The 13,763-nt window shown below is 68.1% G+C and carries 17 protein-coding genes and 1 tRNA gene; 2 read left to right on the forward strand and 16 right to left on the reverse strand.

The genetic code is table 11. The features are described 5' to 3' along the window. Window positions 1-52 precede the first annotated feature (52 nt). The 7 genes from BM162_RS08505 to dapF form a co-directional block, all read right to left on the reverse strand. Window positions 53-865, reverse strand: coding sequence for a cytochrome c1 (locus BM162_RS08505; RefSeq protein WP_093420407.1), 813 nt, complete (start codon window positions 863-865; stop codon window positions 53-55). A 17-nt stretch (window positions 866-882) separates the two neighbouring features. Beyond that, window positions 883-2,226, reverse strand: a complete 1,344-nt coding sequence (gene petB / locus BM162_RS08510; RefSeq protein ID WP_093420410.1) for a cytochrome b — start codon at window positions 2,224-2,226, stop codon at window positions 883-885. Between the two features lie 11 nt (window positions 2,227-2,237). Beyond that, window positions 2,238-2,798 carry a ubiquinol-cytochrome c reductase iron-sulfur subunit gene (gene petA, locus BM162_RS08515; RefSeq protein ID WP_093420626.1) on the reverse strand — a complete coding sequence of 187 codons (561 nt, stop codon included), beginning with the start codon at window positions 2,796-2,798 and terminating at the stop codon, window positions 2,238-2,240. A 136-nt stretch (window positions 2,799-2,934) separates the two neighbouring features. Then, the gene (locus tag BM162_RS08520) at window positions 2,935-3,546 is read right to left on the reverse strand and encodes a glutathione S-transferase (protein ID WP_093420413.1); all 612 of its coding nucleotides are present in this window, start codon (window positions 3,544-3,546) and stop codon (window positions 2,935-2,937) included. A gap of 240 nt (window positions 3,547-3,786) precedes the next feature. Continuing rightward, window positions 3,787-4,737: a magnesium transporter CorA family protein gene (locus BM162_RS08525; RefSeq protein ID WP_093420415.1), complete on the reverse strand. Its 951-nt coding sequence runs from the start codon at window positions 4,735-4,737 to the stop codon at window positions 3,787-3,789. Continuing rightward, window positions 4,734-6,023 (reverse strand): tRNA (N(6)-L-threonylcarbamoyladenosine(37)-C(2))-methylthiotransferase MtaB, encoded by a 1,290-nt coding sequence (gene mtaB / locus BM162_RS08530; RefSeq protein WP_093420418.1) that lies wholly within the window; start codon window positions 6,021-6,023, stop codon window positions 4,734-4,736. Before mtaB ends, BM162_RS08525 begins: the two co-directional genes overlap by 4 nt. Then, window positions 6,020-6,859 carry a diaminopimelate epimerase gene (gene dapF / locus BM162_RS08535; RefSeq protein WP_093420629.1) on the reverse strand — a complete coding sequence of 280 codons (840 nt, stop codon included), beginning with the start codon at window positions 6,857-6,859 and terminating at the stop codon, window positions 6,020-6,022. The genes mtaB and dapF overlap by 4 nt, the downstream gene beginning before the upstream one ends. 108 nt (window positions 6,860-6,967) lie before the next feature. Between dapF and BM162_RS08540 the strand changes: the two genes are divergently transcribed. Next, window positions 6,968-7,043, forward strand: a tRNA-Lys gene (locus BM162_RS08540). Between the two features lie 255 nt (window positions 7,044-7,298). After that, window positions 7,299-7,550 (forward strand): hypothetical protein, encoded by a 252-nt coding sequence (locus BM162_RS08545; RefSeq protein ID WP_093420421.1) that lies wholly within the window; start codon window positions 7,299-7,301, stop codon window positions 7,548-7,550. On the opposite strand, the gene BM162_RS08550 is transcribed toward BM162_RS08545, so the two are convergent. From BM162_RS08550 to BM162_RS08590, 9 genes are read right to left on the reverse strand one after another with little or no spacing between them, the layout of a single operon-like run. After that, the gene (locus BM162_RS08550) at window positions 7,547-7,750 is read right to left on the reverse strand and encodes a hypothetical protein (RefSeq protein WP_093420423.1); all 204 of its coding nucleotides are present in this window, start codon (window positions 7,748-7,750) and stop codon (window positions 7,547-7,549) included. The two genes, BM162_RS08545 and BM162_RS08550, sit on opposite strands and share 4 nt — an antisense overlap. Continuing rightward, complete coding sequence (locus BM162_RS08555; RefSeq protein WP_093420427.1) at window positions 7,750-8,118, reverse strand: hypothetical protein; 369 nt, start codon at window positions 8,116-8,118, stop codon at window positions 7,750-7,752. The genes BM162_RS08550 and BM162_RS08555 overlap by 1 nt, the downstream gene beginning before the upstream one ends. Before the next feature lie 17 nt (window positions 8,119-8,135). After that, window positions 8,136-8,414, reverse strand: coding sequence for a hypothetical protein (locus BM162_RS08560; protein ID WP_093420429.1), 279 nt, complete (start codon window positions 8,412-8,414; stop codon window positions 8,136-8,138). Then, window positions 8,411-9,469, reverse strand: a complete 1,059-nt coding sequence (locus BM162_RS08565) for a phage portal protein (protein WP_093420432.1) — start codon at window positions 9,467-9,469, stop codon at window positions 8,411-8,413. Before BM162_RS08565 ends, BM162_RS08560 begins: the two co-directional genes overlap by 4 nt. Beyond that, a complete protein-coding gene (locus BM162_RS08570) occupies window positions 9,469-10,050 on the reverse strand; it encodes a hypothetical protein (protein ID WP_093420436.1) in 582 nt (193 codons plus the stop codon). Before BM162_RS08570 ends, BM162_RS08565 begins: the two co-directional genes overlap by 1 nt. Continuing rightward, the gene (locus BM162_RS08575; protein WP_093420438.1) at window positions 10,050-10,667 is read right to left on the reverse strand and encodes an HK97 family phage prohead protease; all 618 of its coding nucleotides are present in this window, start codon (window positions 10,665-10,667) and stop codon (window positions 10,050-10,052) included. Before BM162_RS08575 ends, BM162_RS08570 begins: the two co-directional genes overlap by 1 nt. Next, on the reverse strand, window positions 10,667-11,923 hold the full coding sequence (locus tag BM162_RS08580) for a phage major capsid protein (RefSeq protein ID WP_093420442.1): 1,257 nt from the start codon (window positions 11,921-11,923) through the stop codon (window positions 10,667-10,669). The genes BM162_RS08575 and BM162_RS08580 overlap by 1 nt, the downstream gene beginning before the upstream one ends. Beyond that, a complete protein-coding gene (locus BM162_RS08585; RefSeq protein WP_093420444.1) occupies window positions 11,916-12,251 on the reverse strand; it encodes an HNH endonuclease in 336 nt (111 codons plus the stop codon). Before BM162_RS08585 ends, BM162_RS08580 begins: the two co-directional genes overlap by 8 nt. Further along, the gene (locus BM162_RS08590; protein WP_177215102.1) at window positions 12,242-13,756 is read right to left on the reverse strand and encodes a terminase large subunit domain-containing protein; all 1,515 of its coding nucleotides are present in this window, start codon (window positions 13,754-13,756) and stop codon (window positions 12,242-12,244) included. The genes BM162_RS08585 and BM162_RS08590 overlap by 10 nt, the downstream gene beginning before the upstream one ends. Window positions 13,757-13,763 lie beyond the last annotated feature (7 nt).

The following is a 13,763-nucleotide window of genomic DNA, read 5'->3' on the forward strand; positions in this document are numbered from 1 at the left end:
GAAAAAGCGCGCCCGGAGGGGCGCGCTTCGTGGTTTCTCGGGCGGTGGCGGATCAGGCCGTGTCGCCCTCTTTCGTGCGATGCTTGAGCGGCGCCCAGATGCGCTTGTTCGTCAGGTAAAGCAGCACGGCGAGTACCGTGAGCATCATCACCCCGACGAAGCCGGCCTGCTTGCGCGCCATCATCTTGGGTTCAGCGGTCCACATCAGGAAGGCCGAGACGTCCTTGGATAGGCTCTCGACATCCGCGGGCGCGCCGTCTGCATAGGTGACGTCGTCGCCGTAGAGCGGCGGGGGCATCGCGATCCAGCCGCCGGGGAAGGCAGTGTTCTCGTACAGCACCGCGCCGGCCTCTTCCCGCGTTTCGCCGGTATAGCCGGTCAGCACGCTGGCCAGGTACTCGGGCCCGCCGATGCCACGGAAGAACTGGTTGATGCCCAGCCCGTAGGGGCCGTGGAAGCCCGCGCGCGCCTTTGCCATCAGGCTGAGGTCGGGCGCGTTGTTCATCGCGCTTTCCGGGAAGTGGTCGGTCGGCTTGGCGGGGCGGAAGTCGCCTTCGCCGTCGAACAGGTCGGGGTCCCACACCTCGTAGAACTCGGCATAGGCCCGCACCTGGTCGGCCGGCAGGTTCGGGCCGCTGTCTTCGGCCAGCGAGCGGAACGCGACGTACCTCAGCCCGTGGCAGGCCGAGCACACCTCGGTATAGACCTGCAGGCCGCGCTGGAGCTGCATCGAGTCGTAGGTCCCGAACGGGCCTTCGAACGAGAAGTCGTAGTCGACGACGTGGCTTTCGCTCTCGGCCGCCTGCACCGCGCCGGCCGTGAGGCCGAGCGCGAGGGCCGCGGAGATGGTGATCGCTTTGAGCATTGTCAGCGGGTCCTTTCTCACTCGGCCGGTTTCACCAGGGTCTGCGACCCGCCGGTGTTCGGCGCATAGTGCGCGTTGAAATCCTCCTCGATCGTGGCGGGCTGCCGCGCGGGCTTCTCGATGACGCCCAGAAGCGGGAGGATCACCAGGAAGTAGGCGAACCAGTAGGCTGCGGCGATCAGCGAGATCGAGGCATAGGGCTCCTCGGCCGGCATGGCGCCGCACCACATCAGGACGAAGAAGTCCACGACGAGCAGGGCGAACCACCACTTGAACATCGGCCGGTAGCGGCCCGAGCGGATCGACGACGTGTCGAGCCAGGGCGCCAGCGCCATCACCGCGATCGCGCCGAACATGGCCAGCACGCCGAAGAACTTGGCGTCGATGATCCCGCCCGTGACGAACGAGGCGATCTGCACCACCCAGACTTCCGAGGTGAAGGCGCGCAGGATGGCGTAGAACGGCAGGAAGTACCATTCCGGCACGATGTGCGCGGGGGTCTGGAGCGGGTTGGCCTCGATGTAGTTGTCGGGGTGGCCCAGGTAGTTCGGCATGAAGCCGACGATGGCGAAGAACACCGCGAGGATCACGGCCAGCGCGAAGAGGTCCTTGAGGACGTAGTAGGGCCAGAACGGCACGGTGTCCTTGGCGGCTTCCTCTTTCGACGTGCGGCGCACCTCGACCCCGGTCGGGTTGTTGTTGCCGGTGTGGTGGAACGCCCAGACGTGCACGATGACGAGCCCAAGGATCACGAACGGGAACAGGTAGTGCAGGCTGAAGAAGCGCGTCAGGGTGTAGTTGCCCACCGCGGGCCCGCCCAGAAGCCAGGTCTGGATCGTCTCGCCGATGAAGGGGATCGCGCCGAACAGGCCGGTGATCACCGTGGCGCCCCAGAAGGACATCTGGCCCCAGGGCAGCACGTAGCCCATGAAGGCGGTGCCCATCATCAGCAGGTAGATCAGGATGCCGATGATCCAGGTGACCTCGCGCGGTTCCTTGTACGAGCCGTAGTAGAGGCCGCGGAAGATGTGCGCATAGACGGCGACGAAAAACAGCGAGGCGCCGTTGGCGTGCATGTAGCGCAGCATGAAGCCGCCGTTCACGTCACGCATAATGTGCTCGACGCTGGCGAAGGCCAGATCGACGTTCGGCGTGTAGTGCATCACCAGCACGATGCCGGTGGCGATCTGAAGAACCAGAGTGAACATGAGGACGATGCCCCAGATCCACATCCAGTTGAGGTTCTTCGGCGTCGGGATCATGATCGTGTCGTAGAGCAGGCCCACGATCGGAAGACGGCGATGAAGCCAGCGCTCACCGCCGGTGTTCGGCTGGTAATGGTCGTGCGGAATTCCTGACATCGCTCTCTCCCTTAGCCGAGCACGATGGTGGTTTCGTCGTCGAACCGGGCCAGCGGGACCGGCAGGTTCTCGGGCGCGGGACCGCGGCGGATGCGGCCGGCGGTGTCGTAGTGCGAGCCGTGGCAGGGGCAGAACCAGCCATGGAAGTCACCGGCGTCGCCCAGCGGGACGCAGCCCAAGTGCGTGCACACGCCCATCATGACCAGCCATTCCTCGGTCTCGCCGAGCGCGCGGTTGGCGTCGATCGCCGGCGCGGTGCCGTCGATGTTGGCGTTGCGCGCCAGCGGGTCGGGCAGGTCCTCGACGTCGACGGCGTTGGCCTCGGCGATCTCTTCTTCAGTGCGGCGGCGGATGAAGACCGGCTTGCCGAGCCACTGGACGGTCAGCTGCGAGCCGGGCTCGACGTTGCTGACGTCGACGCGGATCGAGGCCAGGGCCTGCACGTCGGCCGTGGGATTCATCTGATTGACGAGGGGCCAGACCGCGGCGCCTGCGACCACCGTGCCGGCTCCGGCGGTGGCGTAGTACAGGAAATCCCGGCGTGTGCCTCCGTGTTCTTCTGCGTGGGACACGATTTTCTCCATTGCGGGACCCGACGGCGGGCCAAACTCTAGCGGATCGCGCGATCCGCACACGACTGGCGGGGTATTATAAGGCGCTCTCCCCTGCGTCCAGCGGACATTCCGGCGCAGTCGCGTGTCGTGACCCTCAGGACACCGGCGGCGCGGTGGCCAGCATCGAGGGCCGTTCGGCGAAACGGGCGTACCAGCGGGCGAGCGCCGGGTGCGCGGCTCGCCAGTCGCGGTCGGACGTGCGCAGGTCGAGATAGCCAAGCGCGCAGCCCACGCCGATCTGCCCGATGTCCAGCCGGCCGGACAGGTGGCTCATCCAGCGGTCCTCGATCACGTCGAGCGCGCGCGTCGCCTTCAGGTACTGCGCCTCGATCCACGGCTGCGAGCGCATCGCCTCGTCCCGCACGCGGCCCTCGGTCACGATCAGCACGATCGCGTCCATGATCCCGTCGGCCGTGGCCTCGAGCGTCAGCGCCTCCCACAGCCGCGCCTCGGGGTAGAGCCCGGCCTGCGTGCGGGCGTCGAGGTAGCGGCAGATCACCCGGCTGTCGTACAGCGCGGGGCCGTCGTCGCGGGTCAACGTCGGGATCTTGCCCAGCGGGTTGTGCGACAGCGTCGGGTCGCCGGTCTTGAGCGGCCCGACATTCGCCGGGACGATCTCGACATCCGCGACCTGTCCGGTTTCGTGGAGCAGGACCATGACCTTGCGCACGAAGGGCGAGGCGGCGGAGTGGTGCAGTCTGAGCATGTGGGCCTCCCTTGGATCGGCGCGGAGCCTAGGAGGTGGCGAAGCGGGTGTCCATGTGCGGGAGCGGCGTTGGGGGCGTCGCGTTGGTGCTGGGAGGTCCCCACCTTCGTGGGGATGACAGTGTGAGAGCGATGCGCGGGATGACAGGGGGCGATCCGCGTCCCAACTGTCATACCCGCGACAGCGGGTGACTCTCGACCGTCGCGCCATCGGTGAAGCCGCGCCTACGCCGGCCCCTGCTCAAATCCACCCCTTGCGCTTGAAGAACGCGTAGGTCCCGCCCATCGACCCGATCATCGCCAGCAGGGCGAGCGGGTAGCCGATGCGCCAGTCGAGCTCGGGCATGAAAGCGAAGTTCATGCCGTAGATGCTGGCGATCAGGGTCGGCGGCAGGAACAGCACCGCGACGACCGAGAACGTCTTGATGATGGCGTTCTGCTCGATGCTGATCATGCCCAGGAGCGCGTCTAGCAGGAACGTCGACTTCCCGGCCAGCGAGGCCGCGTGCTCGATCAGGGTCTCGACGTCGCGCTGGACCAGCCGCAGGTTGTCCGAGGTGTCGTGGCGGCGCAGCGCGTCGAGGCCGCGGGCATGGGCGACGACGCGCGACAGGCCGACAAGGCTCATGCGCGCCTTCGACACGACTTCGCCCGCCCGGCCCAGGCGCTGCATCCGCTTGTGCAGCTCGCCGCTCTGCCGTTCGCCGGTAAAGGTGTCGCGGCCCAGCGCGTCGAGCTCGCGGTCGGCGGCTTCCAGCGTGTCGGCGATGCGGTCCACGATCGCGTCGAGCAGCGAGACGAACACCGTCCCCGGCCCGGTGCAGATGCGCGGGGCCTGCATGACGGCGTTGGCGAAGTTCTCGAACGACACCGGCTCGTCGTAACGCACCGTGATCAGCTGGCGCCGGGTCAGGACGAAGCTGACCTCGGTCATCTGCGGATAGTCGCCGGTCGAGCGAACCATGACCGGCGCGGTCATCACCGACACGCCCTCGTCCGAGTAAAGCCGGCTCGACGGCTCGATCTCAACCATCTCCTCGCGCGTGGGAATCTGCGCGCCGGTGGCGTCCTCGACCGTCCGGTCCTCGTCGGGCGTGGGGTGGAGAAGGTCGATCCACACCGCCGTCTCGAGATCGGCCTCTCCCTCGACCAGGCGACAGGCATGCGCCTCGATCCGGTACGAGCGGATCATTCCGCCGCGATGTCGACGCGCGCCACGGGTGCGCCGGTGAGCGTCTCGCCGTCGATGCCCATGATCCGCGTTTCGACGATCTGCCCCTCGGGCTGGTCCGTCGCGAAGCGGACCTCGGCGAAGTGTTCGGTCCGGCCCATGCGCGGGTTTTCCATCAGCACGCGGTGGGTGCGACCCACCTGCGCCGACAGGTGCCGCTCGACCGCCGCCGCGCCGGCCGTGCGCAGCCGCGCCGCGCGTTCCTTGATCGCGCGCCCGTCGACCTGCGGCATCCGCGCCGCCGGTGTGCCGGGGCGGGGGGAATAGGGGAAGACGTGCAGCCAGGTCAGGCCGCACTGCTCGACCAGTTTCAGGGAATCGGCGAAGTGATTCTCGGTCTCGGTCGGGAAGCCCGCGATGATGTCGGCGCCGAAGGTCATATCGGGGCGCAGGCGGCGGGCCTCCTGCGCGAAGCGGATGGCATCGCCGCGCAGGTGGCGGCGCTTCATGCGCTTGAGGATCAGGTCGCTGCCGTGCTGGAGCGACAGGTGTAGGTGCGGCATTAGCCGCTCCTCCTCGGCGATGCAGCGCATCAGCGCCTCGTCCACCTCGATCGAATCGATGGACGAGATGCGCAGCCGCGGCAGCGACGGCACCATGTTCAGGATGCGCGACACCAAGTCGCCCAGACGTGGCTCGCCCGGCAGGTCGGCGCCCCAGCTCGTCAGGTCCACACCGGTCAGCACGACTTCGTTGAAGCCGCCGTCCACCAGCCGCGCGATCTGTTCCACCACGACGCCTGCGGGGACCGAGCGAGAGTTCCCCCGGCCATAGGGGATGATGCAGAAGGTGCAGCGGTGGTCGCAGCCGTTCTGAACCTGCACATAGGCGCGCGAGCGGGTGCCGAAGCCGTCGATCAGGTGACCGGCGGTTTCGCGCACCGACATGATGTCGTCGACCTGAACACGCTCGGTCTGGCCGATGAAGTCGGGGGCGAGCCCGGCCCAGGTGTCGGGGCGCATCTTTTCGGCATTGCCGACGACGTGGTCGACCTCTTCCATCTGCGCGAAGGTGTCGGGGTCGGTCTGCGCGGCGCAGCCGGTGACGATGATCCGCGCCTCGGGGTTGTCGCGGCGCAGGCGGCGGATGTCCTGCCGCGCTTTCCGCACCGCTTCGGCCGTCACGGCGCAGGTGTTCACGATCACCGCGTCGCCCAGGCCCACCTCGGCCGCGAGCGTTTTGATCGCCTCGCTTTCATAGGCGTTCAGGCGGCAGCCGTGGGTCGACAGGATCGGCGGCTTGGTCATGCGAGGCCCTCGAGAAAGGCGCGCGTGAGCGTGCCGGTGAAGACATGGGCGGTGGGACCGGTCATCCAGACGCCATCCTCGCGCCAGTCGATGTGCAGCGTGCCGCCGTCCACCTGCACCGACACGCGCCGTTCGGTCAATCCGCGCCGCGCCGCCGCCACCGCCGCCGCGCAGGAACACGAGCCCGAGGCCAACGTGACGCCGGTGCCGCGCTCCCATATCCGCAGGCGGATGGCGCGGGGCGAAAGCACCTGCACGACCTCGACGTTCGTGCGCTCGGGGAACAGCGGGTGCGTTTCGTACCGCGATCCGAAGGTTGGAAGGTCCACCGCCTCGGCATCGTCCACGAAGAACGTGCAGTGCGGGTTGCCCATGCCGGTGGCGACCGGCACGCCCTCGATGGGCAGTCGGTCGGTCTCCACGTCCTGCGACAGCGGCACCGACTTCCAGTCCACCAGCGGGTGGCCCATGTTGACCGAGGTCAGCCCGTCGCCCGCATCCTCGGCCCGCAGTCCCCCGCGTTCGGTGCGCAGGGTCAGGGCGGTCGTGCCGCTTTCGTCCATGAGGTGCCGCGCGATGCAGCGGGTGGCGTTGCCGCAGGTGGCAGACAGCGAGCCGTCAGCGTTGAAGAAGGTCAGCGCCGCGTCCGCCTGCGTGTCCGCCTCGATCACCGCAAGCTGGTCGAAGCCCACGCCGCGGTGCCGGTCGGCCAGCGCACGCGCCAATGCGGCCGTCACCGGCTGCCCGCCCGCACGCCGATCAATCACGACGAAGTCGTTGCCCAGCCCGTGCATCTTCATGAATGCGAGGCCGTCGTATGTGTCACCCTGGGTCATCGCGGCGGCATATATCCCGCGCCCGGAGCCAATGAAAGAGTTGCGGAACTTTTCTTCCAAAACGCGCTTGACGCCCCCGGGCACCACCTTTAGGAGGGCGCCTCGAGTGGGCCGTTAGCTCAGTTGGTAGAGCAACTGACTTTTAATCAGTGGGTCGCAGGTTCGAATCCTGCACGGCTCACCACTCCAAGCCTCAGAAGGCGCAGAGAAAATCGACCTCCGGAGCCTCGCTCCGAGGGGGCTAATTTTCGGCGTGAACGGCGTGGGGTAACGCTGGGGGTAACAAACGGCTGGCCGAGCGGGGCGTAATACGACGTCCTCCAATGGAGGATGAACCCGGCACCGACGGAATGGGACTGCGGCCTCCAGCACCTTGACGCGAGGCCGGCGGGCCGCTCCCCTTGGAAGGGGTGACTCGTCCTTCCGGAGGCTGCTTACGATGACCTTTCAGATCCGCCTGTTGCTAGCAGGCCAAGAGCCGCACGACTCCTTCGCCACCATCGAGGCTGCCTTCGTTCCGGAGAAGGATGATCAGATCGTCCTGCGGCGTCCGGGCGAGGATGAGCCGACCCGCTATGTCGTGACGGCTCGCCGGCTTCACGTCGATGAGGGCTCGAACGAACCGCCGGCGATCTACCTTGATGTTGTGGACACGAAGCCCAAGCCTGGGGCTTGGGGTACGCAGAGCTAGGCGCGCCGGTAGGAGGGGCGCTTAAACTCCTCCTGCCGTTCCCGGAAGGCAAGCCGGACGAAGAAGGCGTCGACCTGTGCCAAGGCGCAGACTGTCTTGAAGTCGTCGCTGTAGAGCCAGTGCGGGTCCTGCCCGCGGGCCGCATCCTGAAGCCCGACGTAGATGACGGAGAGCCACAGGACGCGCTCCGCTTCTGGCATTAGTGAGCTGCCCGTCGGAGGACGAGTCTCTCGATCAGCGCCAGCGCCTCCCGGTCCCCGGCCTCGATCGCCGCCACCGCCAGGCGCGCCCAGGCGACACGCTCGTCATGTGGGAGGACGCCCGAGAGCCCGGGCCAGGCCTCCGGCGCCTCCACGACCCGTCCAAATCCGGAAGGACCTGTTGCCCCCAAATCTGGGGGCAGTGCAGAATGCCCTTCCTCTGCGGGACCGACGAACTCCATCGCCATGAGGCCGCGCCAGGTGTGCTCGTCGCCGCGGTGCATGGCAGCGACGATCAGCTCGAGGCGCGCTTTCTCATGGATCGGGGCGACCTCGAGGAAGTGCAGCAGGGCGTCCGAGATGGTCATGGTTTCTTCCCTCCGTCTCAGTCCAGCCGGCCGCCGAGAGACTGGAAGAACGGCAATGCCGCCTCCGCCACCTTCTGCCGCACCGGGCCGTCCATCCTCATGCAGCGCCGCGGCCGCTGGTCAGCCTTGGCGAGCGGCTCCCACACCGTGATGCCGGCGCCGCTCCCGAGCTGAACCAGCGCGGCGCCTTCGATCGTCAGCCACTCGACCTGCGCATCGAAGAACGCGAGTATCGTGTCGCCGCTTCTGTTCGGCCTCGGATTCTGGACACGTTTCAGTCCGAAGATCTCGATCATTGGCTTCTCTCCCAATCGACAAGTTTCGCGGCGAGGTCAGGGTCCACCCCGGCCTCCTTCGCCATCGCCAGAGCCTGCACGATGCCTGCCATCGCTCGTGCCCGCCCGCCAGCGTCGTACGCCTGGAGGGGCCGGAGCGTGTTTATCCTGATCTCGCCGCCGAGCTTGGCGCTGGCCTCCTCCGCGACGAGCGCGGCGATCGGCTGGAGCGTCCAGCTGGCGAGGTGGCGCTGTGCCTCCCGGACCATCGGGCCAGTCGTGGCGGGGTTCATGAGTCCCGGCAGCACGCCGTAGACGGCGCCGATCGCGTCCCGTGCAGCCGCCAGCGTCTCCCGCGTCATCGCTCTCGAAAGGTCCGGTGTCACATCGGAGGGCCGCCAGTCCTGCACCGGAGTCGGGCCGCCGGCCGCCGTCACGTTGACGGACTCCCGCAGCAGGACGCGACCGCGCCGCCCCCGGAAGCCTCGGCCGAGCTTCTCCAGGTCGACCTCTGATGACTCCGGGAACGGGAGCACCTGCGAGCCGATCGGCGCATGCTCGTACACCTCCGCCAGCGCTGACTCGACCGCGTTTAGCAGCCCGGCAGTCAGCTGAGCACGCCGCAGCGGTGCCGTCCCGTAGTAGGGCGCCGCCGGGTCGCTGCCGATCCGGAAGTGCAGCACCTCCGCCGAGAGCGCAGTCCTCGTCCGCCCGCCGCCCGTCTCCGAGATGCTGACGCGGTAGGCCCGCGGGATGCCGTCGCGGGTCGTCAGGTCCCAATCCGAGCACGGCACGAGTTCGGTGTCGCCGATCAGGAATACGCACTCTCCGCGCAGCGCCAGGGAACGCCCGACCAGCGCCATCGACCGCCGGTCGAGCATTGCCGTGCCGTCCACGTCGGCCAGGGCGAAGCTACCCTCCCAGAGGCTCACGCAAGACTGCACCGTCGCGGTCAGCTCCGCGATGCCGGTGCGGCCGGCGACGTACGCCTCGCGCGCCGCCATGATCTCGGCGGTGAAGCCCGCCGCGGCCGAGCGCGTCTCCACCGGCTGTTCTTTTCTGCGAAACGGCCACATCACGGGACCCTCCGATAAGTCCGCAGCAGATCCGCCGCGCCCGAATTGACGATGGCGCGGCCCAACCACGTCGCCGGCCGCTCGTAGGACAGGCGCGCCGTGCTGCCGTCGCCGGCGCGTTCTTCTTCCTCGACTGAGGTGGCGGACAGCAGGTTCGCGTGCCGAGCCGGGCTGACGCAGTACGCCGCCAGGCGCCGGAAGGCCCACAGAACATCCTCCGGCGGCTTGACCTCCTCGACGGGCACGCCCGTGTCGCCGGCCGTGGCCATGACGCGATAGGGTCCGTCGCCAGGAAAATCGTACCCGCCCAGCGGACCCGCCGGCGGCGTCGTCGCAACCCACGCGCCGGACTCCCATACCTCCACCGAAGTCACATCGGCGGGCGTCAGCGGCGGAGTCCATTCGCCCTCTCCCTCGACCGTCCAGACAACCTGTCGGGGCGTCCAGCGGTGCACGATGTAGCTCTCGAGCCGTTGCCACAGGACAGCGGCGTCGTCGGGCGTGAGCGATTGGCCGGACACGGTCGGGGCAGGCGGATAGGCCGCCGGCTTCTCTTCCACTTGTCGGATCGTCGTCGCCATCAGACCCTCCACCGGTACGTGTGAGCAAATCTGCTAACGGTGCGGGCCGAGGCGGGCGTCACCTGCCAGCTGCGCTCCTCGATCTGCGCATCCTCGTATGCCGCCTTCGTCACGGCCGAGAGCTCGTACAGCAACGCCGCCATGATCGTGCGGATCAGCGCGTTGCCAAGGGCGGGGTCCTCGTCCTCGACCTTCTCCGCGTTCGGCACCGTGCGCTGCGGAGGAAGCCGGAAGCCGGGGCTCAGGCCCATGACCAGACCGGCACGATAGGCTTTGAGGAAGTCCCGCGCCCAGGTCGTCTCCTGCACGTCGGGCGTGATGGTCGCGTTCATGATGAGCGCGTCGTCGGTGTCCTCGAGGTCGAGCGTCCCGGCCTTTCGGCTGGCGAGCGGCTTGTCGTACCGGTGCCCGGACAAGAACAGGATGTCTACGTCCTCGCGCTCGACGTTGTACGCGAAGGCCCGAGGTGCGAATTGCTCCTTCTTCGGGCGTCCGCCGTTCCTGCCCCCGTCCGACAGCGTAGCGAGCTTGCCATACGGGAACGTGCCACGGAGGCGGACTGAGCCGCCCCCGGATTTTCGCAGCTCGAGGCCGCCGAGATGAGGGCCGAAGTGCATCACTGGATCCCCGAAACCACTTCGAGTTGCTTCGGCCGTGCAACCGTCACGTCCAAAGTCGCAAGCGCCGTAATCCGCAGGCCGCCCGAGGCGGCGTCGGTGAAGGGGTCGCGGATGAGGTCAACCGCCCCCCACTTGCCCACGAAGATCGGCGCCACGCCGCCCGCGTTCGTCGTCAAGAGCGCCTTGGAGGCCGCCGGCGTGCCCGTCGGAGTCGCCAGACCGTTGGTGGTCATGGCGATCGTTGAGACGTTCTTCGCGAGGCGGTCCCATTCCGTCACGGCGGTGCCGGCGTCGATGTAGCTTGCGTCCATCGCGTCCCACACCTCGGGCCGAAGCATCAGCCGTACGGCCGAAGGCGAGCCCGCGGCGTTGGCGAGCATGAAGCGCACAACGGCCGAGCGGAACGCCGACCAAGTGGGCGCGGCGCCGAGATCGGTGTCGGTGATGCCGTAGGTCGCCGCTCCGGCGATGACGCCGAGAGGCTCCCCCGACGAACCGGAGCCCAGGAACACGACGCGATCCATCTCGACCGCCATCGCCGAGTTCATGTCGCGGCGCACGGCCTGCTCCAGCGCCGAGCCGGACTGTTTCAGCGTCTTGCGCGTGATCTTCATCTGCACGCCGAGCGTCTGGTCGGGCGCGAGCGCCTTGTCCGTGGTCTGGAACGCCTGCGGAGAGCCGACAGCGCCGGTCTCCGACGCCTGCCAGCCCACGCTGGCACCCTGCGTCACCACCGGCCATTCAATCTCGCCGTGGTCGATGCTGATCATCTGCGCGCCCATCCGGCTCGCCACGGAGTCGGGGAAAAGCCGATCGATAATCGGCCGCGTCTGGATCGGGTCCGGCGTGCCGCTCGCGATCGTCTCGCCGGCGCGAACCTCCAGCGCCTCCCAGGGCACCGGAACGCCGCGGTAGCCGCCGCGCTCGCGCAGCTCCTCGACAATCTCCGCCGTCGGGCCGTCGAGCTTACGTCCTTCATCGAGGGCGAGGGCAACCTGCCGCATCTCGAACCGGCCCATCAGCTCGGACCACTCGCGATCGCTGCGCGTTTCGAGTTCGCCCTTTGCGTCCCGGCGCTCCTCGTCCTCGGCGATGAGGGCGGCGCGATACCGGGTCTCGTTCGCCCGGTATTCCTTGTCGAGCGTGTCCATCGAACGCGTCTCGTCCTCAGTCGGCTCGGGCTTCGCCACCAGCTCGGCGAGAGATTGACGGATTTCGGATTGCCGCCGCTGGATCTTCACGGATTCAAGCATCGTTCGTTCCTTCCTGCTTGATAGGTTGACGGTGCGTGTCGAGCACCAGGTCGCGCCATTTCTGGCGGTCGTCGGAAAGCGGCGGATGCCCGCATTCCAGGCGTGTCTTGCGGCCGTGGCAGGAGCCGCAGAGGGTCTGTAGATTGCCCAAGTCGAAGGCGAGGCCGGGGTTCTCACGCACCGGCAACACGTGGTCGACTTCGAGGCGGTGACGGGAGCCACACTGGACGCAGCGCCACCCGTCGCGGCGCTTTGCGGCCATCCGGAGCGCCGGCCACCGCTTGTCACGGTAAACGGCCGCGCCATGGCGGTCGTACCTCAGACCCATACCGCGGCCCTCCCCTGTCGAGCGGGCCGCGCCACGCGTCGGGCGCCCTCGGCCACCGCCAGCACTGCGGCCGCCGCCGCATCGATCCGGCCTAGACTGCGGCCCTTGGCGAGCTTGGCGTTGCCGGCAGGATCGATGAGCGTAATAGCGTCCGCGAAGGCGGAGCGTAGCAGCAGGGAGGGCCGGGTCCGGATCTGACCGTCGAACAGCGCGCGCCGGAATCGCTCGATATCTTCCGAGCCGTCTTTCCATCCGAAGCCGCGCCACACGAACGGGACGCGCAGGCCGGCCTTCGCCATCGCCTCCGTGAACTCCGCGTGCCGGAACCGGTCGCCGACGATGCAGGCGATCGCGGCGCCGTCCACCTGCTTCGCGAGCTGCGCGAGCCAAGGCCCCGGCGGAACCGTGTTCTCGCCCAGCACTGAAAGCTCGCCCCGCTCCGCCATCTCGGCGTACCGCCCCGAGACGCCATCGGCGGCACCACGGTCAGAGAGAGACGGGCTCGAGGGGAAGGTTCCCAGCGCCTCAAGCCGCCCCGTCTGCGGCCAATACCAGGCCGCCGCGCTCATGCTGCGCGAGCCGCCGAGATCCACGCCGAGAATGCATTCGCCCTCGCGCTCCGGCAGCTCGTCCGGCGCCACTTCCGCCGAGAGCCACTCGTCCACGGTGACGAGCACCGATCGATCCTCGGTTGAGACGCGTTCGTTGCGGTTCAGGTTTCGGAACGATGAAAGCGCAGAGCCGCCGCGAGCGATCGCGCGCCGCGCTTGTGCCACCAGCCAATCCGCCGAGGCGCCGATGCCTTCGGTTGCGCCGGGGTTGGCGATGAGCAGCGACTCGAGGTCGTCCGCCGGGAGCCCGAACGGCGGGCGGTGTTCCTGGACGTAGGTGCCCGGCGGGGGCTCATCCATCCAGCGCGAGAAGGTGTTCGCATCGTCCGGCGCCGAGGTGGAGATGATCAGCGCCTTGCCGTCGCGCTTGCCGAGGCCGGAGAGGATCGCGTTTTCGAGATTGTCGCCCTTGTCGCGTTCCCAAGCGGCCCGCTCGTCCAGCACCGCCAGCGTTGGCGCGCCGCCGAGGATGGAACGGCCGTCAGCCGCGATACATCGAGCGAGTCCGCCGCCGTTGCCCGAATACTCGACCTCGAGGCGCGAGCCCCGGCGGATGGTGAACAACTCCTGTTCCGCCGCCGCCAGTCCCTCGACGTACCCGGTGAGGAAGTTGAAGGCGATCTTCGCCTGGTCGCGGTTTCGGGCCGCGAAGATCACCTCCCGCCGCGGCTGCGGATCCCACACACCCATCAGCGCGCCGAGAGAGACGCCGGCCGAAAGGGCCGTCTTGGCATTGCCGCGCCCGATCGAGAGGATCGCGACCATGTTCGCAGAATCGAGCGCACCACGAACGAATCTGCGCTGAAACTCCGCCAGGCGCAGAGGCTCGCCCGCCCGCGGCCCTTCCGGGATCCGAAGAGTTTCGAGGAAGCGGAGAGCGGTCTCAGCCGTCATTCTGCCC

Origin of the sequence: Tranquillimonas alkanivorans, assembly GCF_900115595.1 — a bacterium.
GTDB lineage: Bacteria > Pseudomonadota > Alphaproteobacteria > Rhodobacterales > Rhodobacteraceae > Tranquillimonas > Tranquillimonas alkanivorans.

Bases quoted from the DNA above. Each gene is read 5' to 3' on its own strand.
- BM162_RS08585 (WP_093420444.1), bottom strand. From the start codon at position 12,251: ATGGGTCTGAGGTACGACCGCCATGGCGCGGCCGTTTACCGTGACAAG.
- petB (WP_093420410.1), bottom strand. From the start codon at position 2,226: ATGTCAGGAATTCCGCACGACCATTACCAGCCGAACACCGGCGGTGAG.
- BM162_RS08575 (WP_093420438.1), bottom strand. From the start codon at position 10,667: ATGCACTTCGGCCCTCATCTCGGCGGCCTCGAGCTGCGAAAATCCGGG.
- BM162_RS08505 (WP_093420407.1), bottom strand. From the start codon at position 865: ATGCTCAAAGCGATCACCATCTCCGCGGCCCTCGCGCTCGGCCTCACG.
- BM162_RS08560 (WP_093420429.1), bottom strand. From the start codon at position 8,414: ATGATCGAGATCTTCGGACTGAAACGTGTCCAGAATCCGAGGCCGAAC.
- BM162_RS08590 (WP_177215102.1), bottom strand. From the start codon at position 13,756: ATGACGGCTGAGACCGCTCTCCGCTTCCTCGAAACTCTTCGGATCCCG.
- BM162_RS08555 (WP_093420427.1), bottom strand. From the start codon at position 8,118: ATGACCATCTCGGACGCCCTGCTGCACTTCCTCGAGGTCGCCCCGATC.
- BM162_RS08565 (WP_093420432.1), bottom strand. From the start codon at position 9,469: ATGTGGCCGTTTCGCAGAAAAGAACAGCCGGTGGAGACGCGCTCGGCC.
- BM162_RS08570 (WP_093420436.1), bottom strand. From the start codon at position 10,050: ATGGCGACGACGATCCGACAAGTGGAAGAGAAGCCGGCGGCCTATCCG.
- BM162_RS08520 (WP_093420413.1), bottom strand. From the start codon at position 3,546: ATGCTCAGACTGCACCACTCCGCCGCCTCGCCCTTCGTGCGCAAGGTC.
- mtaB (WP_093420418.1), bottom strand. From the start codon at position 6,023: ATGACCAAGCCGCCGATCCTGTCGACCCACGGCTGCCGCCTGAACGCC.
- dapF (WP_093420629.1), bottom strand. From the start codon at position 6,859: ATGACCCAGGGTGACACATACGACGGCCTCGCATTCATGAAGATGCAC.
- BM162_RS08580 (WP_093420442.1), bottom strand. From the start codon at position 11,923: ATGCTTGAATCCGTGAAGATCCAGCGGCGGCAATCCGAAATCCGTCAA.
- BM162_RS08545 (WP_093420421.1), top strand. From the start codon at position 7,299: ATGACCTTTCAGATCCGCCTGTTGCTAGCAGGCCAAGAGCCGCACGAC.
- BM162_RS08550 (WP_093420423.1), bottom strand. From the start codon at position 7,750: ATGCCAGAAGCGGAGCGCGTCCTGTGGCTCTCCGTCATCTACGTCGGG.
- BM162_RS08525 (WP_093420415.1), bottom strand. From the start codon at position 4,737: ATGATCCGCTCGTACCGGATCGAGGCGCATGCCTGTCGCCTGGTCGAG.